The following is a 19,422-nucleotide window of genomic DNA, read 5'->3' as shown; positions in this document are numbered from 1 at the left end:
GCTGCAAGTTCCGAAAAACACGCGCATTCCCGGAAACCAAATCGTGATGGTGCGTCATCGGAACCCACCGGGGACATGGCCTGCGCCCCTGATTTCGGCCTGCCCGGCACGGGGGCGCAAAAAATGATTGACGTCTTTCATTTTCGCGCGGATGCTGCCCGAGGGAGGACAATCGGGACATGCGCAACCCAACGCTGCACGATGTGGCGCGGGCGGCCGGGGTCAGCTATTCGACCGCCGACCGCGTGCTCAACCAACGCGGCGGGGTGGCCGAAAAGTCTGTGCTGCGGGTCCGGCAGGCCATCGCCGATCTGGGCTATTGCCGCGACATCAGCGCGGCCAATCTGTCGCGTGGGCGCAGCTACCGCTTCGTGGCCTATGTCCCGCCCGGCGACCACGGTTTCTTTTCGCATCTGCGGCAGGCCCTGCTGGACGAGGCCCGGACGCGAGCGGGGGAACGGGTTGTGCTGGATCTGCGCGACCTGCCGCCGGATGGCGCACCGATCCCGGAGTGCGACGGCATCGCCATGGTCGGCGCGCAGACCGAAGGCCTGGGGACAATGACGAACGGCCTGTCCGCGGATGGCGTGCCGGTCGTGGCGGTGGTGTCCGACATGCCGGGCCGGCGTCTTTACGTGGGCATCGACAATCTTGTGGCCGGGCGCACGGCCGCCCGCCTGCTGCGGATCGCGCATCGCGGCGGACCGGGACGCATCCTGCCGGTGGTGGGGTCGCTGGCCTTGCAGGATCACCGCGACCGCCTGACCGGCGCGGCCGAGGTTCTGGACGGCCATCTGGATCTGCTGCCGCCCGTTCAGGTCCGGGACCAGCCCGACCGGATGCGCCGGATGGTGGGGCAGGCGCTGGCCGACGATCCGGCCATCACCGGCATCTATTCGATCGGCGCGGGCAACCGCGGCCTGTTTGCGGTCATGGCCGGGATGGCGCGGCGGCCGTTCGCCGTCGTGCACGAACTGACCCCGCATTCGCGCGCCGCGTTGCAGGACGGCCTGATCGACGTGGTGATCGATCAGAAACCCGCCGAGGAGGCCGCCCGCGCGCTTGACGCGCTGAAGTCCATTGCCGATGGCGAGGATCCGGTCCCCGCGACGATCACGCCCGCCATCTTCTTCAAGGACAACCTGCCAGAGGACTGCGCATGACCGGCTATTTCGACGCGATCCCGCCGCTGACCTTCGATCCCGACGCGGACGGCCCGGCCTTTCGCCATTACGACCCGGATCGGATGGTGATGGGCAAGCGGCTGGCCGACCACCTGCGCTTTGCCGCGGCCTGGTGGCACAGCTTTTGCTGGGAAGGCGGCGATCCCTTTGGCGGGCGGACGTTCGAGCGTCCCTGGTTTCCCGCCGACACGATGGATCTGGCCGAACGGCGCGTCGATGCCGCCTTTGATTTCTTTCGGATCCTTGGGGCGCCGTTCTTCTGCTTTCACGACCACGACATCCGCCCCGAAGGCGCCAGCCTGGCCGAAAGCCGCGACCGGCTGAACCGCGTCGCGGACCGGATGGGCGAACGGATGGCCGATGGCGGGCCGCGCCTGCTGTGGGGGACGGCCAACCTGTTTTCCAACCGCCGCTACATGGCCGGGGCCGCGACCAATCCCGACCCGGACGTGTTCGCCCATGCCGCCGCCACGGTGCGCGACTGCCTGGACGTGACGCATCGCCTGGGGGGCGAGAATTACGTGTTGTGGGGCGGGCGCGAGGGCTACGAGACCTTGCTGAACACCGACCTGGGCCGCGAGCTGGACCAGATGGGCCGGTTCCTGTCGATGGTTGTCGAGTACAAGCACAGGATCGGCTTCAAGGGCACCATCCTGATCGAACCCAAACCGCAGGAGCCGACCAAGCACCAGTACGATTTCGACGTGGCCACGGTCTATGGCCTCCTGAAACGCTGCGGCCTGGAAACCGAGGTCAAGGTCAACATCGAACAGGGCCATGCGATCCTGGCGGGCCACAGCTTCGAACACGAGATCGCGCTTGCCAACGCGCTCGGCATCTTCGGATCCATCGACATGAACCGCAACGACCCGCAGTCGGGCTGGGACACCGATCAGTTCCCGAACAACGTGCCCGACGTGACGCTGGCCTATTACGAGATCCTGAGGGGCGGCGGCTTCACCACGGGGGGCACGAACTTCGACGCCAAGATCCGGCGCCAGTCGCTGGACCCCGCCGATCTGGTCATGGCCCATGCCGGCGCCATGGATGTCTGCGCGCGCGGGCTGACGGCGGCGGCCGCGATGCTGGAGGACGACCGGCTGGAGGCCGCGCGCCGTGACCGCTATGCCGGGTGGGACCGCCCGGACGCGCGGGCGATGCTGGACCCCGGCGCGACGCTGGACGGCATCGCCGACCGGGCGTCGGCAGCGGGGCTGGATCCGCACCCGGTCTCGGGCCGGCAGGAGATTCTGGAAAACCTGGTCAATCGCTATGTGTGAAGGGGGACGGCCATGAAGACCATCAAGGGACCGGCGCTGTTTCTGGCGCAGTTCGTGGGCGATCAGGCGCCGTTCGACACATGGGACGGCATCACGGCATGGGCGGCCGATTGCGGATACGAAGGCGTCCAGGTGCCAAGCTGGGACGGGCGGCTGTTCGACCTGGCCCGTGCGGCGGACAGCACGGATTACTGCGACGAGATCGCGGGCGTGGCCGCCGCGAACGGCGTGCGGATCACCGAACTGTCCACCCATCTGCAAGGCCAGTTGGTCGCCGTCCATCCGGCCTATGACGCCGCCTTCGACGGATTCACCGTGCCGGACATGCGCGGCAATCCCGAGGCCCGGCAGGAATGGGCCGTGGATCAGGTGAAAAAGGCGCTGAGTGCCAGCCGCCGCCTGGGCCTGACCGCGATGGCCAGCTTTTCCGGCGCCCTGGCCTGGCCCTTCGTCTATCCCTGGCCGCAGCGCCCGGCGGGGCTGGTGGAGATGGCCTTTGACGAACTGGCCCGCCGCTGGCGCCCGATCCTGGACCATGCCGAGGACTGCGGCGTGGACATCTGCTATGAAATCCATCCCGGAGAGGATCTGCACGACGGCGACAGCTTCGAGATGTTCCTGGACCGCGTGAACGGCCACGCGCGGGCCAACATGCTGTACGATCCGTCCCATTACGTCCTGCAATGCCTGGACTATCTGGACAACCTCGACATCTATCGCGACCGGATCCGCATGTTCCACGTCAAGGACGCGGAATTCAACCCGACCGGGCGCAAGGGCGTCTATGGCGGCTTCCAGCCCTGGGTGGACCGGGCCGGGCGGTTCCGGTCGCTGGGCGACGGGCAGGTCGATTTCGGCGCGGTCTTTTCCAAGATGGCGGCCAACGATTTCGACGGCTGGGCGGTGGTCGAATGGGAATGCTGCCTGAAACACCCCGAGGACGGCGCGCGCGAAGGCGCCGCATTCGTGCGCGACCACATCATCCGGGTGACGGACAAGGCCTTTGACGATTTCGCGGACGGCGGCACGGACGACGCCGCGAACCGCCGGATGCTGGGGATCTCGTGATGGCGCGCATCAGGCTGGGCATGGTCGGGGGCGGCAAGGACGCGTTCATCGGCGCGGTCCACCGCATCGCCGCGCGTCTTGACGGGGACTTCGACCTGGTGGCGGGGGCGCTGTCATCAACGCCCGAAAAGGCGCGCGACAGCGGCGCGGCCCTGGGGCTGGATCCCGACCGCTGCTACGGCCGTTTCGATGACATGGCCGAGGCCGAGGCGGCGCGTCCCGACGGGATCGAGGCGGTGGCCATCGTCACGCCGAACCATGTCCACGCCCCGGCGGCGGCGGCGTTCCTGGAACGCGGCATCCACGTGATCTGCGACAAGCCGCTGACGGCGACGATGGATCAGGCGGCGGATCTGGAATCCGCGATCCGGGCCTCGGACGCGCTGTTCATCCTGACGCACAACTATACCGGCTATCCGATGATCCGGCAGGCGCGCACCATGGTCGCGGCGGGCGATCTGGGCCGGGTCCGCATCGTGCAGGTCGAATACGCCCAGGACTGGCTGACCGAGGCTGCGGAACAGACGGGCGCCAACAAGCAGGCCGAATGGCGCACCGATCCCGAACGGTCCGGGGCGGGCGGATCCATCGGCGACATCGGCACGCACGCGCACAACCTGGCCTGCTTCGTGACCGGGCTGACGGTGGAAAAACTGTCCGCCGACCTGCACAGCTTCGTGCCGGGGCGGCGGGTGGACGACAACGCCCATATCCTGCTGCGCCTGAACGATGGCGCGCGCGGGATGCTGTGGTGTTCGCAAGTCGCGCCGGGCAACGAGAACGGCCTGCGCCTGCGCGTCTATGGCGACAAGGGCGGGCTGGAATGGGGGCAGGAGGATCCGAACTATCTGTGGTTCGCGCCCTTTGGCCAACCCAAGCGCCTGCTGACCCGCCGGGGCGCGGGCGCGTCAGAGGCTGCCAACGCGGTCAGCCGCACGCCGGGCGGCCACCCCGAGGGCTATCTGGAAGGTTTCGCCAATATCTATGCCGGGGCCGCGCGGGCGATCCGGGCGGCGCAGCGCGGCGAACGCGCGCCCGACCTGGACCTGCTGCCGGGGCTGGACGCGGGGCTGGCCGGAATGCGCTTCATCGACGCCTGCATCCGGTCGTCCCGCGACAATGCCGCCTGGGTGACGCTGTGAGCGTGCTGGCCCTGAAAAACGTCAGCCGCAGCTTTGGCCCGATCGAGGTGCTGCATGGCGTGGACATCGCCCTGCGCCCCGGCCGGGTCCACGCGCTGATCGGCGAAAACGGCGCCGGCAAGTCCACCACCATGAAGATCATGGCGGGATACCAGCCGCCCTCGTCGGGGCAGGTGGCTCTGGACGGCCGGCCGGTGGCCTTTGCCGACATGGGCCAGGCCGAGGCGCAGGGGATTTCCATGATCCACCAGGAATTCAACCTGGCCGAACAGCTGACGGTGGAACAGAACATCTTCCTGGGCCGGGAACTGAAACGTGGCCCTTTGCTGGACAAGCCCGCGATGCGGGCACGGACGCGGGAACTGCTGGACCGGCTGGAATGCCGCGTCGCGCCCGACCGGGTGGTCTCGACCCTGTCCAACAGCGACAAGCAGATGGTGGAAATCGCCAAGGCCCTGCTGCGCGACACGCGCGTGCTGGTGATGGACGAACCGACCGCCGTGCTGACGCGGGCGGAAACCGCGATCCTGCTGCGCCAGGTCCGCGCGTTGCGCGATGCGGGAACGGCGGTGCTGTTCACGTCCCACAAGCTGGACGAGGTGGAAGACATCGCCGACGACCTGACCATCATGCGCGACGGCCGCGTCGTCTGGACCGGAGAGGCGTCGCGCATGGACCAGCACGCGATGGCCAATGCCATGGTGGGCCGGGAAAAGTCGGATCTGTTCCCCGCCAAGGTTTCGACGCCGGGCGAGGTCGCGTTGGAGGTCCGCGACCTCACCGTGCCGGGCTTTTCCCATGATGTCGGCTTTACCCTGCGGCGCGGCGAGATCCTGGGCGTTGCGGGCCTGATCGGATCGGGCCGCACCGAGACCTTCGAGGGGCTGTGCGGATTGCGCCCCGCCACCGGGGACGTGAGGATCTTTGGCGAAAGCGTCCGCATCGACCACCCATGGCAGGCCCAGGCGCTTGGCCTGTGCTACCTGACCGAGGATCGCAAGACGCGCGGCCTGCTGCTGTCCAAGGGGTTGCGCGAAAACCTGACCTTGCAGGCCTTGGCGAAATTCGACCGGGGCCTGATCGACACGGGGGCCGAGGAACGCGCCCTGGACCAGGCCATTGCCGATTTCGACATCCGCGGCGATCGGGCCGCCCTGGTCGGCAACCTGTCGGGCGGCAACCAGCAGAAGCTGCTGTTCGCCAAGACCCTGCTGGCGGACCCGCGGATCATCGTCATCGACGAACCCACGCGCGGCATCGACATCGGCACCAAGCAGCAGATGTACGCCCTGATCCGCAAGCTGGCGTCCGAGGGGCGGGCCATCGTCGTCATCTCGTCGGAAATGCAGGAGGTGATCGGGCTGGCCGACCGCATCCTGGTCATGCGCCACGGCCGCGTCACCGGCGAGTTGGGCGCGAACGCGACCGAGGATGCCATCGTCAAGCTCGCCATGGGCGTTGCGACGGAAAGGGAACCCGCATGACCGACGCCGCCGCACCGGCCCCCCGCCGCATCCGCATGACCGTGATCGGCCCCATCCTGGCCCTGGTCCTGCTGGTCGTCGCGGGGGCGCTGATGAACCCGAACTTCCTGGGCTGGGACAACGTGACGAACGTGCTGGCCCGGTCGGCCTTCATCGGCATCATCGCCGTGGGCATGACCTTCGTCATCACGGCGGGCGGGCTGGACCTGTCGGTCGGATCCATGGCCGCGTTCATCGCCGGGCTGATGATCCTGGTGATGAACAGCCTGGTGCCCACGATGGGCGTCGGCATTCCGGTGATCCTGGTCGGCATGGCCGTGGCGCTGCTGGCGGGTCTGGCGGCGGGGCTGCTGAACGGCATCCTGATTACCCGCCTGGGGATCGAGGCGTTCATCGTCACCCTGGGGTCCATGGGGATCTATCGCAGCCTGGTCACATGGCTGGCCGACGGGGGCACGCTGTCGCTGGATTTCAACCTGCGCAGCCTGTACCAGCCGGTCTATTACGGCGGCATCGCGGGCATCACCTGGCCCATCATCGTCTTTGCCGTGGTGGTGGTCCTTGGCGAAATCGTCATGCGATCCACCGCCTTTGGCCGCCATTGCGCGGCCATCGGATCGAACGAACAGGTCGCCAAGTATTCGTCGGTCCGCGTGGATCGGGTGCGGCTGACGACCTATGCAGCACTCGGGCTGTTGGTCGGCATCGCCACCATCATGTATGTGCCGCGCCTGGGATCCGCGTCATCCGCGACCGGGATGCTGTGGGAACTGGAGGCCATCGCCGCCGTCATCATCGGCGGCACGGTGCTGAAGGGCGGGTTCGGCCGGGTCTGGGGCACGGTCATCGGTGTGCTGATCCTGACGCTGATCGGCAACCTGCTGAATCTGACGGATTTCGTATCGCCCTATCTGAACGGCGCCATTCAGGGGGCCATCATCGTTCTCGCTGTGGTGTTGCAGCGCGACGGCAAGGCCCGCGCATGAGCCGGGTCCAACTGGGAGGGAAAACCATGAAGCATTTCGTATCGGGTCTGGCCATCGCCGCCGCGCTGGCCGCGCCCGCGCTTGCGCAGGACGGGGAAACCAAGGTGATCGGCGTGTCGATCCCGGCCGCCACGCATGGCTGGGCGGGCGGCATGAACTATTTCGCGCAGGCCGCCGTGGACCGGCTGGAGGAAACCTATCCGCAACTGGATTTCGTGCTGGCGACGGCATCCGACCCCGCCAAGCAGGTCAACGACATCGAGGACATGGTGGCCACCCGCAACATCGACGCGCTTGTGGTGCTGCCCTTCGAATCCGAACCGCTGACCGGGCCGGTCCAGAACGTCAAGGCGTCCGGCGCCTGGATCACCGTGGTGGATCGCGGACTGTCGCAGGACGGGATCGAGGATCTGTATGTCGCGGGCGACAACCCCGGCTTCGGCCGCGTCGCGGGCGAATACATGGCCCAGGCCATGCCGGATGGCGGCAAGATCGTCGTGCTGCGCGGCATCCCCACCACCATCGACAACGAACGCGTCGAAGGGTTCCAGGCCGCGATCGAGGGCAAGAACATCGAAGTCCTGGGCATGGAACACGGCGACTGGAACCGCGACAAGGCCTTTACCGTCATGCAGGATTTCCTGTCCAAATATCCGCAGATCGATGCGGTCTGGGCATCCGACGACGACATGGCGGTCGGGGTTCTGGGCGCCATCGAGGCGGCGGGCCGCGACGACATCAAGTTCGTCCTGGGGGGCGCGGGCATGAAGGAGATGGTCAAGCGCACCATGGACGGCGACGCGATGATCCCCGCCAATGTCACCTATCCCCCCGCCATGATCGCCACCGCGATCGAACTGACCGCCGTGGGCATGGTCTCGCCGGCGCCGGTGTCGGGCGATTTCATCATCGGATCGGTGCTGGTCACGCCCGACAACGCCGAAACCTATTATTACCCCGACAGCCCGTTCTGACTGGTCCGGCCCATGGCCGGCGCGATCCGCAACGCAAAAGGCCCGCCAGTCGGCGGGCCTGACCATCCGGGCGGGCGCGGATCAGACGCGCGACAGGGCGTCCAGTGCGGCGCGGTTCGGATCGATCCCCAGGCGGCGCAGGTCGGCGATGGCGGGCACATGGTGCGAACGCACTGCGGCCGACGCGGAAATGGCGGCATCCATCACGTCCAGAAACGCGCGGATGCGGGTCACGGCGGTGCGGAGGGCGGTCATGGTCATCTCTCTTTTCTGTCGTTGGTTGACAGACGAAAGATGGGGCTTTCCCGGTCGCGCCGCAACGCAGCAAATGCGCAGATCGGTCATGCGACCCGTGCATGGGTAATCGATCCTGACCAGGCCCCGACCGCTTGGATGCCGTTTGCATCATGGATGGCCCCGGCATCGCGCCGGAGCCATGCGGCCATGCCCGGATCTCCTCAGTCCTCGTCCGAGGCCAACTGGTTCAGGACGGCGCCCTTGCCCCGCGCCCGCAGGATCAGCGGCACGATCAGCGCGATGGCCGACAGCCCCAGCAGCGTGGCCGACACCGGCGATCCGACCAGCGTCCACAGATCGCCCTGGCTGATCGACAAGGCCCGGCGCAACTGCTGTTCGGCCATCGGTCCCAGGATCAGCCCCACCACCACCGGCGCGATGGGATAGCCGTAAAGCCGCATCGCATAGCCCATGACGCCAAAGATCAGCAGCATCGACAGTTCGACCGGCGACGGGTTGGCGCCAATGGTGCCCAGCGTCGCGAACACCAGGATCCCGGCATAAAGCCAGGGGCGCGGTATGGTCAGCAGCCTGACCCACAGCCCGATCAGCGGCAGGTTCAGAACCAGCAGCATCAGGTTGGCGATCAGCAGGGACGCGATCAGGCCCCAGACCAGCTGGGGGTTGGTGGCGAACAGCAGCGGGCCGGGTTGCAGGCCGAACTGCTGGAACCCCGCCAGCATGATCGCCGCCGTGGCCGTGGTGGGCAGGCCCAGCGTCAGCAGGGGCACCAGCGTTCCGGCGGCACTGGCGTTGTTGGCGGCCTCCGGCCCCGCGACGCCTTCGATGGCGCCGTTGCCGAATTCCTCGGGGTGCATGGACATGCGCTTTTCGGCGGCATAGGACAGAAAGGTGGCGATGTCGGCGCCGCCCGCGGGCATGGCGCCGATGGGAAAGCCGATGGCGGTGCCGCGCAGCCAGGGTTTCCACGATCGCGCCCAGTCGCGGGCGGTCATCCAGACCGATCTCTTGACCGCGATCACCTCGTCATCGACGGTGTCGCGCCTGGCTGCCACGAACAGCGCCTCGCCCACGGCGAACATGGCGACGGCCAGGGTCGTGACCTCGATCCCGTCCAGCAGCTGCGGCACGCCGAAGGACAGCCGCGCCTGGCCGGTCAGCTGGTCGATTCCAACAAGCGCAAGCGCCAGCCCGACGAACAGCGAGATCAGCCCCTTGCGCGCGCTTTCCCCAAAGGCGGACGACACGGTGACGAAGGCCAGAACCATCAGCGCGAAATAGTCGCGGGGTCCGAACACCAGGGCCAGCTTGACCACGGTGGGGGCGACGAAGGCCAGAAGCAGCGTGGCCCCCAGACCGGCGATGAACGATCCGATGGCGGCGGTCGCCAGGGCCGGGCCGCCGCGCCCGGCGCGGGCCATCTTGTTGCCTTCAAGCGCCGTGACGATGGACGCGCTTTCGCCGGGCGTGTTCAGCAGGATCGAGGTCGTGGATCCGCCATACATCCCGCCGTAGTAAATCCCCGCGAACATGATGAGCGATCCGGCCGGGTCCAGCCCATAGGTGACGGGCAGCAGCAGCGCCACGGTCAGCGCGGGGCCGATGCCCGGCAGCACGCCCACGGCGGTGCCCAGCGTCACGCCGATCAGCGCATACATCAGGATCATCGGATCAAGCGCGACCGACAGGCCCTGCAACAGGAAATCGAAGGTGGTCACGCGGGCGTCCCCCGGAACAGGCCCCAGATCAGCCCTTCAAGCGGACCGGCGGGCAGGCTGAGCTTGAGAAGCCCCGCGAAGATCAGATACACGACCAGGGCAAAGACGATGCCGACCGGCACGGTCAGAACCAGGTTGCGCTTGCCGAAGGCGTGGGCCGTGGCGGCGAACAGCAGCCCCGTGGCTATGGAAAACCCCGCCGTGGTCAGCAGCGCCAGCTGCGCGGCCAGTCCGCCGATGATCCACAGGATCGGGCCGACGTTCTGCGGCTCTCGCCCGGTCTTGCCGGAACGGAACGCCTCGACCAGCGACCACAGCGCCAGGCCGCCCAGGCCGATGGCGATCCAGCGGGGCACGTCGGCGGGACCGACGCCCGCATAACCCCCCGCCTGCGGCAGACGCGCGGCGTCGCGCCAGATGACGATGGCGATGGCGGCCAGGATCGCCGCGGCCACCAGCGTCGCCCCATCGGGGCGACGCGTTTCGGGGGTGGTTCCGTTCATTTCACCAGACCGATGTCCCGAAGGACCGTATCGGTGGCGGCGATGTCCTGTTCAAGCTGCGCCTGGAATTCGTCGCCCGCCAGATAGGTGTCGGCCCAGCCCTTGGTCGCCAAGGCATCCTGCCAGGTCTTGGATTTGACCATGGCGTCGATGTCGGCGCCGATCGCGGCCTTCTGTTCGTCGGTAAGGCCGGGCGCGGCGGCGACCATGCGCCAGTTCTGCAGGGACACGTCCAGGCCCGCTTCCTTCAGCGTGGGCGCGTCCACCCCCTCGATCCGTTCGTCCGACGACACGGCCAGGATCCGCAGCGTCCCCGCATCGGCCTGGGCCTTGAATTCGCCCAGGGACGAAATGCCCGCCGTGACCTGGCTGCCCAGGATCGCGGCCAGGGCCTCGCCCCCGCCGGAATAGGCGATATAGTTGATTTTCGTGGGATCCACGCCCGCCGCCTTGGCGATCAGCCCCACGGCGATGTGGTCGGCGCCGCCCGCCGATCCGCCGGCCCAGCTGACCGCGCCGGGATCGGCCTTCAGCATTTCCACCAACTGGCCGATGTCCTGGATGTCGGACGCGGCGGGAACCACGATCGCCTCGTATTCGCCGGTCAGCCGCGCGATGGGCGTCACGTCGGCCAGGGACACGGGGCTGGCATTGGTCAGGATCGCGCCGACCATCACATAGCCGCCGACGATCAGCTGGTCGGCCTTGCCCTGGGCGGACGCCACGAACTGCGCCAGGCCCACCGTGCCGCCCGCGCCGGGGACGTTCTGGACCTGCACGGTGTCGGAAATGCCTTCGCCCTGCAAGGCTTCCTGCATGGTGCGGGCGGTCTGGTCCCAGCCGCCGCCGGGCGCCGCGGGCGCGATGATGGTATAGTTTTCGGCATGGGCCGGAACCGCGAGGGCGGCGGCGATCAGCCCTGCGAAAAGGGTGCGTTTCATGGTTTGTCATCCTCCCAGATGCACGGACGTGCGGACCGGACCCTCCAGCCCGGATGAGGCGACCAAACACGATGAACCTGTCATCAGCCTGACATGAGCGTCGTGTTTCGAAAAAATCGCGCCCTACATCACCGCGCCGATCTGCCAGGGCACGAATTCATGCCGGCCATAGCCCAGATCCTCGGATTTGGTCTTTCGGCCCGAGGCGGTGGCCAGGATCGCCTGGAAGATCTCGGCGCCCTTTTCCTCCAGCGGCACGCCGTCCACGATGTCGCCGCAGTTGATGTCCATGTCGTCCCCCATCCGCTGGAACAGGGGCGTGTTCGTGGCCAGCTTGATGGACGGCACCGGCTTGCAGCCATAGGCCGACCCCCGCCCGGTGGTGAAGCACAGCACGTTGGCGCCCCCCGCCACCTGCCCCGTCGCCGCCACCGGGTCGTATCCCGGCGTGTCCATATAGACGAACCCCTTGCGGTCGATCCGTTCGGCGTAGCGATAGACCCCGCGCAGGGTCGAGGTGCCGCCCTTGGCGACCGCGCCCAGCGATTTTTCCAGGATCGTGGTCAGCCCGCCCGCCTTGTTGCCGGGCGAGGGGTTGTTGTTCATCTCTCCGCCGTTGCGGGTGGTGTAATCGGTCCACCAGTCGATCAGCTCGACGATCTTGCGGCCGATCTCGGGCGTTTCGGCGCGGCGCGTCAGCAGGTGTTCGGCGCCGAAGATCTCGGGCGTTTCCGACAGGATCGCGGTGCCGCCCTGGCGCACCAGCATGTCGGCGGCGACGCCAAGCGCGGGATTGGCCGTCAGCCCGGAATATCCGTCCGATCCGCCGCATTGCAGCGCCAGGGTCAGTTCGGACGCGGGGATAGGCTCGCGCCGCGCCCGCGCCGCGACGGGCAGCAGGTCGCGCAGCTTCGCCACGCCCGCGTCGATGGCGCGGCGGGTGCCGCCCGTGTCCTGGATGGTCAGGGACTGGAAATGATCGCCCTCGGCGATGCCATAGGCGTCCTTCAGCCGCGCGATCTGGAACACCTCGCATCCCAGGCCCACCAGCAGCACGGCGGCAAAGTTCGGATGGCTGGCATAGCCCCAGGTCGTGCGCGCCAGCAGGTCATAGCTTTCGCCCCTGGACGCCATGCCGCAGCCCTGTCCGTGGGGCAGGGCGACAAAGCCGTCGATGTCGGGGTGATCGTCCAGCATTCCCGACCGCATCGCCTGATCGGCGATGTAGTCGACCACGGTGGCCGAACAGTTCACCGACGACAGGATGCCGATGTAATTGCGCGTGCCTGTCCGTCCGTCAGGGCGCCGAAAGCCCTGGAAATGCGCCGGAACCTCGCCTTGGCGCAGGGATTCGGGGGCGCGGGCCTCGGACGCGAAGGCATAGTCGCGGTCGAAATCGCCCATGGTGACGTTCTGTTCGTGCACCCAGTCGCCCGGCGCGATCGGGGTGCTGGCAAAGCCGATGATCTGGCCGAACTTGCGGATCGGTTCGCCGGGGGCGATGGCGCGGGACGCGATCTTGTGGCCGCGCGGGATGCGGCGGCTGGCGCGGACGGCGCCCTCGACCGGGGTTCCCTCGCGCAGGTCCGCGATGGCCACGACGATGTTGTCGGCCTCGTTCAGGCGCAGGATTTGCGGCTTGTCCATGATCGTCCCCCGATGATGCGTCCTGAATTAGAAGGCGCCCGTTCCATGCGTCAATCCCTTACCCGCCCCCGACCGCGCGGCGCCAGCGGTCGATCAGGCGGGCGCGCTTGGCCTGGTCCAGATAGACCAGCAGGCCGGGGCTGACCGTCACCGGGCGCAGTTGCGCGCCAAGCGCGGCCTGCATGGTCCGGGCGCTGTTGTCGCCCGACACCTCCAGGCTGACGGCGGGCAGGCGCAGCTTTTCGGCCAGGATGGTCTGGCCCGCCCGCGACATGAAGAAGCCCAGGAACCGCGCGCCCAGGTCGGGCCGGGCGGCGGCGCGCGGCACCAGCCCCACGCGGGACACGACCACCGTGAAATCGCGCGGCAGCACCATGCCCACGTCGGGATGGTCGCGCGCCCAGTCGGCGGCATAGGATCCCAGGATGTTGTACCCGATCAGCAGCCGCCCGTCCGCGACCCGTTCCAGGATCTGCTGGCTGGTGGAAAACTGTTGCACCCCTGCCCGGCCCATGGCGTCGATCACCCCCCAGATGTCGGGGAAATGTTCCTGATCGCGGGCCAGGAACAGATATCCCACCGCCGACCGTTCGATGTCATAGGTGCCGATGCGGCCCCGCACCGCCGCTCCGCCCCGCGCCAGCCAGTCCATCAGGTCGAACCGCGAGGCGGGCGGCGGACGGTCGCGGAAGGCCGGGCGGTAATAGATCAGGACGGCCGGTTCGAAGGTCAGCGCATAGGCGGTGTCGCGCCAGTTGGCCCAGCGGGGCCAGCCCGCGCTGTCGGGCGTGATCGCGGGCCGCGCATAGCCGTCATTGGCCAGCTTGACCTGAAGATCCATCGCGGACGAAAAGGCGAAATCCGCCGTGGGCCGTCCCGCATCGGTTTCGGCCACGATCCGGTCGTTCAGTTCTCCGGTCAGCAATTCCTGATACGCCACCGTCACGTCGGGGTTCTCGGCCTGGAACCCTGCGATCAGCGGCGCGGCCATGTGGTTGTCCAGCGACGAATAGATCGTCAGCACCTGATCCCCGCCGGGATAGGTAAAGACCTCGGCCCGCAGGGGCGGCGCCAGAAGCAGCAGGGCAAGGATCGCGCGCAGGATCATCGCGCCACCATGCCAGCGGCGGGGCCGGTTCACAACGCCCCGGCGCGCGGCTATCGTGATCGCCAAGGGGGATGGGCGATGCGGCTTTTGCTGGTCGAGGACAATGAACAGCTGGCCGAGGCCCTTCAGTCCCTGCTGACGGGCGCCGGCCATGCGGTGGACCGCGTGGCCGACGGCGCCTCGGCCGAGGCGCTTGCGGCGGCGGAACGGTTCGATCTGGTGATCCTGGATCTGAACCTGCCGCAGATGGACGGGTTGTCGGTGCTGCGCCAGTTGCGGGCGCGGGGCAACCAGGCGGCCGTGCTGGTCCTGACCGCGCGGGGCGCGCCCGAGGACCGGGTGCGCGGGCTGGACCTGGGCGCGGACGATTACATGGTCAAGCCCTTCGACATCGGCGAATTCGAGGCGAGGGTCCGTTCGCTGCTGCGCCGCCAGGCGGGGTTGCGGGCGGCGGTCGTGACCGTGGGCGGGGTCACGCTGGATCTGGCCGCGCGGCGGTTCACGGCAGGCGGCGCGGCCCTGGATCTGCCCGCCCGCGAACTGGCGCTGCTGGAACTTTTGTTCATGCGCGCGGGCAAGGTCGTGACCAAGGACACCATTGTCCAGTCGCTGACCAGCCTGGACGACAGCCTGTCGGAAAACGCCATCGAGCAGTATGCCAGCCGCCTGCGCCGCAGGCTGGCCCCCCACGACGTGCATCTGCGCACCGCGCGCGGCATTGGATATTACATCGACAGGTCGTCCTGATGGGGTCGCTGCGCCGCCGCCTGCTGGGCTGGCTGCTGGCCGCGACCGCGATCCTGGGCCTGCTGGCCCTGGCCGACACCTGGCGCGAGGCCGTGACGACCGCGACCCGCGTGTCCGACCGCGTGCTGACCGGATCCGCGCTGGCCATCGCCGAACGGGTGACGGTGGACGAGGATACGGGATTGCAGGTGGACATCCCCTATTCGGCCCTGGAAATGCTGACCTCGACCGCGCAGGACCGGGTGTTTTATCGCGTCGATGGGCCGCTGGGCTATCTGACCGGGTATCGCGCCCTGACGCCTGCCCCGGTCGACAGCGACGGACGCGGTTTTGCCGATGGCGTCTTCGCGGGCGATGCGATCCGCGTCATCACCCTGGCCCGCACCGTGTCCACCGGGGTCGAATCCATCCCCTTTGCCGTGACCGTCGCCGAATCCACGCTGGCCCGGCGGGAATTGGCCCGGTCGATCTTGATCCGGTCGGCTTTGCGGCTGACGGGCATGATCGGGGGCGCCGCGCTGATCGTCTGGATCGCGGTGCCGTTGGCCCTGCGCCCCTTGAATCGCCTGAGCGACGCCATCGCGATTCGGTCTCCTGACGATCTGTCGCCCATCCGCGACCGCGTCCCGACCGAGGTGCAGGGCCTGGTCGAGGCGGTCAATTCCTTCATGGCCCGGCTGGGCACCGCGCTTGACGCGCTGCGCAATTTCACCGGCAACGCCAGCCATCAGTTGCGCACGCCGCTGGCGGTCCTGCGCACGCAAATGGCCCTGGCCAGCCGGGCGGACACCCCGCAGGCGATGCAGTCCGCCGTGGCCAAGGGCGATGCGGCGCTTGCCCATGCCGAACGGGTGCTGACGCAACTGCTGCTGCTGGCCCGCATCGATGCCGCGCCGGGACAGGCGGCCCTGGCCCCGGTGGATCTGGCGGCCCTGGCGCGCGGCATCACGGGCGATTCCATCCCCCGCGCCGCCGATGCCGGGATCGATCTGGGCTTCGACGACGGCCTTGGCGGCGACCCCGCGCAGATCCGCGCGGAACCCGTGCTGCTGGCCGAGGCCTTGGCAAACCTGATCGACAACGCCATTGCCTATGCAGGGCGCGGCGCCATGGTGACGGTCAGCGTCCGCGGCGGGCCTGACGGGGCGATCCTGGCCGTGATCGACGATGGTCCCGGCATTCCCGCCGATGCCCGCGCGGGCTTGGGCGCCCGTTTCGCCCGCGGCGGAACCGGGGCCGAGGGGCTTGGCCTGGGCCTTGCCATCGTGGCCGAGATCGCGGCGCTGTTCGGCGGCCGGCTGGCCCTGCTGGATGGGCCGGGCGGACGCGGGCTGCGGGCGGAACTGCACTTGCCTATGGCCTAAGACGACGCGGGCTGCGGGTTACTGGGCCAGCCGCTGATATTGCGCCGCGGTCAGATAGCCGGTGGCGGTCTGGTCATTGGCGCGCTGCCAGCCCGCGAGGGCATTGCGGGTGCCTTGGCCGAAGATTCCGTCGATGCCGCGCGTGTCGAAGCCGCGCTGCGTCAGCCCGGCCTGGACCGCCCGGCGCTGCGATGGGGACAGGCCAAGCCGCGCCTCGGCCTGGGCGGGGCCGCTTGTCCCGGCGTCGGCCAGTTCGGCCTGGGTCGGGCGACCTACCGTCGTGGCGGCGGTGCCGCGCAGGATCTCGTTCGCCTGGGCGGTGCTGAGGCTGCCGGTTTGCGCATAGTTGCGGTCCCGTTGCCACAGGGCGATGGCGCGGCGCGTGCCGGGGCCAAAGTTGCCGTCCGCACCGTTGGTGCTGTAGCCGAGCGCGTTCAGCCGCTGCTGGATCGACAGGCGTTGCTGCCGGGACAGGCCGGCGGTGCCGCCGCCGTCGTACGGATTGGCGGGCGCGGCGGCCGTTCCGCCGCCCAGCCGTGCGATCTGGTCCCGCGCCTGCGCGGCGTAAAGCCCGTCCGGGAACTGTTGCAGATAGGATTGATAGGCCCGCCGGGTGCCTTGGCTCTGGGCCTGGGCAAAGGTGGCCCGGTCCTGTTCCTGTTGCAGATACTGCCGCGCGACGCCGCCCACGATCTCGCCCAGATCCTGCGCCGGCACAGGTGCCGCCAAGGACGCGGCGATCACAGCCGCTGTGAAGATCGTTCTGACCATCGGATGGTCCCCCATGTCATGCCCCCCCGCGGGGCGCCGGACCTATAGCGCGGATCGACGGCCTTCGGTTCCGGCGGACCCTTAGCCCTGCGGGGTCATCGCCTTGCGCGGGCGGCTGCGTTCCAGCCCCAGCCGCCGTTCGCGCCAGATGATCGCGATTCCCGCCGCGATGACCAGGGCCGCGCCGGTCAGCACTACGCCGGTCGGCGCCTCGCCGAACACATACCAGCCGATGGCGATGGCCAGCAGCATCGAGACATATTCGAACGGCGCCACCAGCGAGGCGTCGGCATGACGATAGGCCGAGGTCAGCATGATTTGTGCCACGCCCCCCAGGATGCCGCTGCCGATCAACAGGGCTGCGGTTGTCGCATCGGGCATGACCCATCCAAAAGGCAGCGTCGCCAGCCCCAGCACGGTTGACGTGAAGGAAAACCAGAACACGATCGCCGATGTGCGTTCCTCTTGAACCAGTTTGCGCACGAAGATCTGCGCCAGTGCAGCCCCCGAGGCCCCGCCCAGGGCCACCACCGCGCCCAGCATCCGGGCGGGATCGGGATCGGTGCCCAGCCGCAGCTGCGGCGACAGCACGATCAGCACGCCGGTCAGGCCGATGCCCACCATGGACAGGCGGAACAGGCGCACGTCCTCGTCCAGAAACATGGCGGCGAAGATCACCACCAGCAGCGGCGCGGCATAGCCTATGGCCGTTGCCTCGGGGAACGACAGCAGCGACAAGGCCCAGAAGTTCAGGGCCATGGACAGCGTGCCGACAAGGCCGCGATAGACATGGCCCATGGGCCGGACCGTGCGCAGGCCCACCGACAGTTCGCCGCGCAGGGCCAGCCAGGCCAGGATCACCGGGATCGCGAACAGCGACCGGAAGAACACCTGCTGGCCCGCCGGCACATCCGCGGTTTCGGACGTGGCCTTGACCATCGCCGCCATCACCGTGAACACCGCCACGCTGGCGCATTTCAGCAGGATTCCCTGCATCGGATTCTGGTAGGGCATGGTGCGAACGCCGTCGGGACATCGGACGCGCCATGGTTAGGGCGGGGACGGCCGGGCCACAAGAGGCTGTCTTGCAGATCGTGCAGAAAATCCGGGTCAGGACGCCGCCGCGATCCGGTCCCGTTCCGGCAGCACGCACAGATCCCAGGCCGCAAAGGCGACCGGCGCCGCGGTCTGCGCCAGCCCTTCGATGGCCAGGGCGTACTGGCGTTCGTAACCCGCGATCATCCGGTCGAGGGCAAAGCATTCCAGCACCCGGTCACGCGCGGCGCGGCGCGGGATCGACAGGGCCGCCTGGGCCGCGTCGGCCAGGGCCTGCGGTTCGGGAGCCTCGGCAAAACGCCCGGCGGGACCGATCACCTCGCGCGCGGCGCCCATGTCGATGGCGGCGACGGGCAGGCCGCAGCACATCGCCTCGATGGCGGTCAGGCCAAAGGGTTCGTCCCACAGCGGCGTGAACATCAGGACCGAGGCGCGGCCGAATTCCCGCGCCAGTTCCGGCCCCGACAGATGCCCGCCATAGCGGATATCCCCTTGCAGGAAGGGCGCAATTTCGGCGTTGAAATAGCCCCGGTTCTCGACCGCGCCGAACAGGGCCAGCGGCATCCCGGCAAGCGCCGCCGCGCGGACGGCCAGATGCGCGCCCTTGTTGGGCGTGATCCGCCCGGCCCAGACGGCGCTGCCGTCGCCCGCGGGGCCAAAGGGCCACAGATCCGTGTCGATGCCGTTATGGACCACCGCGGCTTCGGGCGGGGGGGCGTCGCCCCACCAGCTTTCGATCTGGCGGGCCGAGGTGACGGTGAACCGCGACCAGGGGGCGGCGCTGCCCAGGACCGCCCGGTGCAGCGCCTCGAAGGGCGGGATGTGCAGCGAGGTGACACAGGGCAGACGATGCTGGCGCGCCAGTCGCGGCGGATAACGGTGCAGCGAATTGTTGTGGACGATATCGAAGCCCCCGCCAAGCAGCGTTTCCGCCGCCTTGGCGAACCGCGCGTCCAGCCAGGCGTTCAGTTCGGGTTCGCCGGGCAGGTAGTCGCCGTGATAGGATTGCGGCAGGACCGGCCACAATTCCCCCGCCGCATCGCTGTCGCCGGATGCGAACAGCGTCACATCGTGGCCGCGCGCCGTCAGCCCCCGCGCCAGATGCCAGGTATGGGATTCCATCCCGCCCATGAACGGGGGGGCGATGGGATGGCGGACATGGGCCAGCAGGGCGATGCGCATGTCATCCGG

Annotated in this window: 18 protein-coding genes; 9 read left to right on the top strand and 9 right to left on the bottom strand. The window is 68.4% G+C overall.

Features of this window, described 5'->3' with window-relative positions; genetic code table 11:
• The first annotated feature begins 179 nt into the window (after positions 1-179).
• From CHB77_RS09210 to CHB77_RS09180, 7 genes are read left to right on the top strand one after another with little or no spacing between them, the layout of a single operon-like run.
• Positions 180-1,163 (top strand): LacI family DNA-binding transcriptional regulator, encoded by a 984-nt coding sequence (locus CHB77_RS09210; RefSeq protein ID WP_089387916.1) that lies wholly within the window; start codon positions 180-182, stop codon positions 1,161-1,163.
• Positions 1,160-2,464 carry a xylose isomerase gene (xylA, locus tag CHB77_RS09205; RefSeq protein ID WP_089387915.1) on the top strand — a complete coding sequence of 435 codons (1,305 nt, stop codon included), beginning with the start codon at positions 1,160-1,162 and terminating at the stop codon, positions 2,462-2,464. The genes CHB77_RS09210 and xylA overlap by 4 nt, the downstream gene beginning before the upstream one ends.
• Before the next feature lie 12 nt (positions 2,465-2,476).
• Positions 2,477-3,532 carry a sugar phosphate isomerase/epimerase family protein gene (locus CHB77_RS09200; protein WP_089387914.1) on the top strand — a complete coding sequence of 352 codons (1,056 nt, stop codon included), beginning with the start codon at positions 2,477-2,479 and terminating at the stop codon, positions 3,530-3,532.
• Positions 3,532-4,674: a Gfo/Idh/MocA family protein gene (locus CHB77_RS09195; protein WP_207303032.1), complete on the top strand. Its 1,143-nt coding sequence runs from the start codon at positions 3,532-3,534 to the stop codon at positions 4,672-4,674. Before CHB77_RS09200 ends, CHB77_RS09195 begins: the two co-directional genes overlap by 1 nt.
• Positions 4,671-6,158 (top strand): sugar ABC transporter ATP-binding protein, encoded by a 1,488-nt coding sequence (locus CHB77_RS09190; RefSeq protein WP_207303033.1) that lies wholly within the window; start codon positions 4,671-4,673, stop codon positions 6,156-6,158. The genes CHB77_RS09195 and CHB77_RS09190 overlap by 4 nt, the downstream gene beginning before the upstream one ends.
• Positions 6,155-7,144, top strand: a complete 990-nt coding sequence (locus tag CHB77_RS09185; protein WP_089387912.1) for an ABC transporter permease — start codon at positions 6,155-6,157, stop codon at positions 7,142-7,144. Before CHB77_RS09190 ends, CHB77_RS09185 begins: the two co-directional genes overlap by 4 nt.
• A 26-nt stretch (positions 7,145-7,170) precedes the next feature.
• Positions 7,171-8,118: an ABC transporter substrate-binding protein gene (locus CHB77_RS09180; protein ID WP_089388046.1), complete on the top strand. Its 948-nt coding sequence runs from the start codon at positions 7,171-7,173 to the stop codon at positions 8,116-8,118.
• Positions 8,119-8,199: 81 nt separating this feature from the next.
• On the opposite strand, the gene CHB77_RS09175 is transcribed toward CHB77_RS09180, so the two are convergent.
• From CHB77_RS09175 to CHB77_RS09150, 6 genes are all read right to left on the bottom strand, one after another.
• Complete coding sequence (locus tag CHB77_RS09175) at positions 8,200-8,379, bottom strand: hypothetical protein (protein WP_089387911.1); 180 nt, start codon at positions 8,377-8,379, stop codon at positions 8,200-8,202.
• Positions 8,380-8,576: 197 nt separating this feature from the next.
• Complete coding sequence (locus CHB77_RS09170; RefSeq protein ID WP_089387910.1) at positions 8,577-10,094, bottom strand: tripartite tricarboxylate transporter permease; 1,518 nt, start codon at positions 10,092-10,094, stop codon at positions 8,577-8,579.
• Entirely contained in the window at positions 10,091-10,597 is a 507-nt protein-coding gene (locus CHB77_RS09165; RefSeq protein ID WP_089387909.1) for a tripartite tricarboxylate transporter TctB family protein, read from the bottom strand. Before CHB77_RS09165 ends, CHB77_RS09170 begins: the two co-directional genes overlap by 4 nt.
• Positions 10,594-11,538: a tripartite tricarboxylate transporter substrate binding protein gene (locus CHB77_RS09160; protein ID WP_089387908.1), complete on the bottom strand. Its 945-nt coding sequence runs from the start codon at positions 11,536-11,538 to the stop codon at positions 10,594-10,596. The genes CHB77_RS09165 and CHB77_RS09160 overlap by 4 nt, the downstream gene beginning before the upstream one ends.
• A gap of 123 nt (positions 11,539-11,661) precedes the next feature.
• Positions 11,662-13,185, bottom strand: a complete 1,524-nt coding sequence (locus CHB77_RS09155; RefSeq protein ID WP_089387907.1) for a UxaA family hydrolase — start codon at positions 13,183-13,185, stop codon at positions 11,662-11,664.
• Positions 13,186-13,243: 58 nt separating this feature from the next.
• Positions 13,244-14,293 carry an ABC transporter substrate-binding protein gene (locus CHB77_RS09150; RefSeq protein ID WP_089387906.1) on the bottom strand — a complete coding sequence of 350 codons (1,050 nt, stop codon included), beginning with the start codon at positions 14,291-14,293 and terminating at the stop codon, positions 13,244-13,246.
• Positions 14,294-14,371: 78 nt separating this feature from the next.
• On the opposite strand from CHB77_RS09150, the gene CHB77_RS09145 reads away from it, so the two are divergent.
• Together CHB77_RS09145 and CHB77_RS09140 are read left to right on the top strand one after the other, a co-directional pair.
• Complete coding sequence (locus CHB77_RS09145; RefSeq protein WP_089387905.1) at positions 14,372-15,040, top strand: response regulator transcription factor; 669 nt, start codon at positions 14,372-14,374, stop codon at positions 15,038-15,040.
• A complete protein-coding gene (locus tag CHB77_RS09140) occupies positions 15,040-16,404 on the top strand; it encodes a sensor histidine kinase (protein WP_089387904.1) in 1,365 nt (454 codons plus the stop codon). Before CHB77_RS09145 ends, CHB77_RS09140 begins: the two co-directional genes overlap by 1 nt.
• Before the next feature lie 18 nt (positions 16,405-16,422).
• Here CHB77_RS09140 and CHB77_RS09135 read toward each other — a convergent pair whose 3' ends face one another.
• From CHB77_RS09135 to CHB77_RS09125, 3 genes are all read right to left on the bottom strand, one after another.
• Entirely contained in the window at positions 16,423-17,175 is a 753-nt protein-coding gene (locus CHB77_RS09135; RefSeq protein ID WP_089388045.1) for a peptidoglycan-binding domain-containing protein, read from the bottom strand.
• Positions 17,176-17,256: 81 nt separating this feature from the next.
• A complete protein-coding gene (locus CHB77_RS09130) occupies positions 17,257-18,189 on the bottom strand; it encodes a DMT family transporter (RefSeq protein ID WP_089387903.1) in 933 nt (310 codons plus the stop codon).
• Positions 18,190-18,285: 96 nt separating this feature from the next.
• The gene (locus tag CHB77_RS09125; RefSeq protein WP_089387902.1) at positions 18,286-19,413 is read right to left on the bottom strand and encodes a glycosyltransferase; all 1,128 of its coding nucleotides are present in this window, start codon (positions 19,411-19,413) and stop codon (positions 18,286-18,288) included.
• Positions 19,414-19,422 lie beyond the last annotated feature (9 nt).

Source organism: Paracoccus sediminis (assembly GCF_900188295.1).
Lineage (GTDB): Bacteria > Pseudomonadota > Alphaproteobacteria > Rhodobacterales > Rhodobacteraceae > Paracoccus > Paracoccus sediminis.
The sequence above is the reverse complement of the archived record's forward strand: the minus strand, read 5'-3'. Positions and strand labels throughout refer to the sequence as shown.

Bases quoted from the DNA above. Each gene is read 5' to 3' on its own strand.
- CHB77_RS09165 (WP_089387909.1), bottom strand. From the start codon at position 10,597: ATGAACGGAACCACCCCCGAAACGCGTCGCCCCGATGGGGCGACGCTG.
- CHB77_RS09210 (WP_089387916.1), top strand. From the start codon at position 180: ATGCGCAACCCAACGCTGCACGATGTGGCGCGGGCGGCCGGGGTCAGC.
- CHB77_RS09200 (WP_089387914.1), top strand. From the start codon at position 2,477: ATGAAGACCATCAAGGGACCGGCGCTGTTTCTGGCGCAGTTCGTGGGC.
- CHB77_RS09160 (WP_089387908.1), bottom strand. From the start codon at position 11,538: ATGAAACGCACCCTTTTCGCAGGGCTGATCGCCGCCGCCCTCGCGGTT.
- CHB77_RS09130 (WP_089387903.1), bottom strand. From the start codon at position 18,189: ATGCCCTACCAGAATCCGATGCAGGGAATCCTGCTGAAATGCGCCAGC.
- CHB77_RS09145 (WP_089387905.1), top strand. From the start codon at position 14,372: ATGCGGCTTTTGCTGGTCGAGGACAATGAACAGCTGGCCGAGGCCCTT.
- CHB77_RS09180 (WP_089388046.1), top strand. From the start codon at position 7,171: ATGAAGCATTTCGTATCGGGTCTGGCCATCGCCGCCGCGCTGGCCGCG.
- CHB77_RS09150 (WP_089387906.1), bottom strand. From the start codon at position 14,293: ATGATCCTGCGCGCGATCCTTGCCCTGCTGCTTCTGGCGCCGCCCCTG.
- CHB77_RS09140 (WP_089387904.1), top strand. From the start codon at position 15,040: ATGGGGTCGCTGCGCCGCCGCCTGCTGGGCTGGCTGCTGGCCGCGACC.
- CHB77_RS09125 (WP_089387902.1), bottom strand. From the start codon at position 19,413: ATGCGCATCGCCCTGCTGGCCCATGTCCGCCATCCCATCGCCCCCCCG.
- CHB77_RS09185 (WP_089387912.1), top strand. From the start codon at position 6,155: ATGACCGACGCCGCCGCACCGGCCCCCCGCCGCATCCGCATGACCGTG.
- CHB77_RS09175 (WP_089387911.1), bottom strand. From the start codon at position 8,379: ATGACCATGACCGCCCTCCGCACCGCCGTGACCCGCATCCGCGCGTTT.
- CHB77_RS09155 (WP_089387907.1), bottom strand. From the start codon at position 13,185: ATGGACAAGCCGCAAATCCTGCGCCTGAACGAGGCCGACAACATCGTC.
- CHB77_RS09195 (WP_207303032.1), top strand. From the start codon at position 3,532: ATGGCGCGCATCAGGCTGGGCATGGTCGGGGGCGGCAAGGACGCGTTC.
- xylA (WP_089387915.1), top strand. From the start codon at position 1,160: ATGACCGGCTATTTCGACGCGATCCCGCCGCTGACCTTCGATCCCGAC.
- CHB77_RS09135 (WP_089388045.1), bottom strand. From the start codon at position 17,175: ATGGTCAGAACGATCTTCACAGCGGCTGTGATCGCCGCGTCCTTGGCG.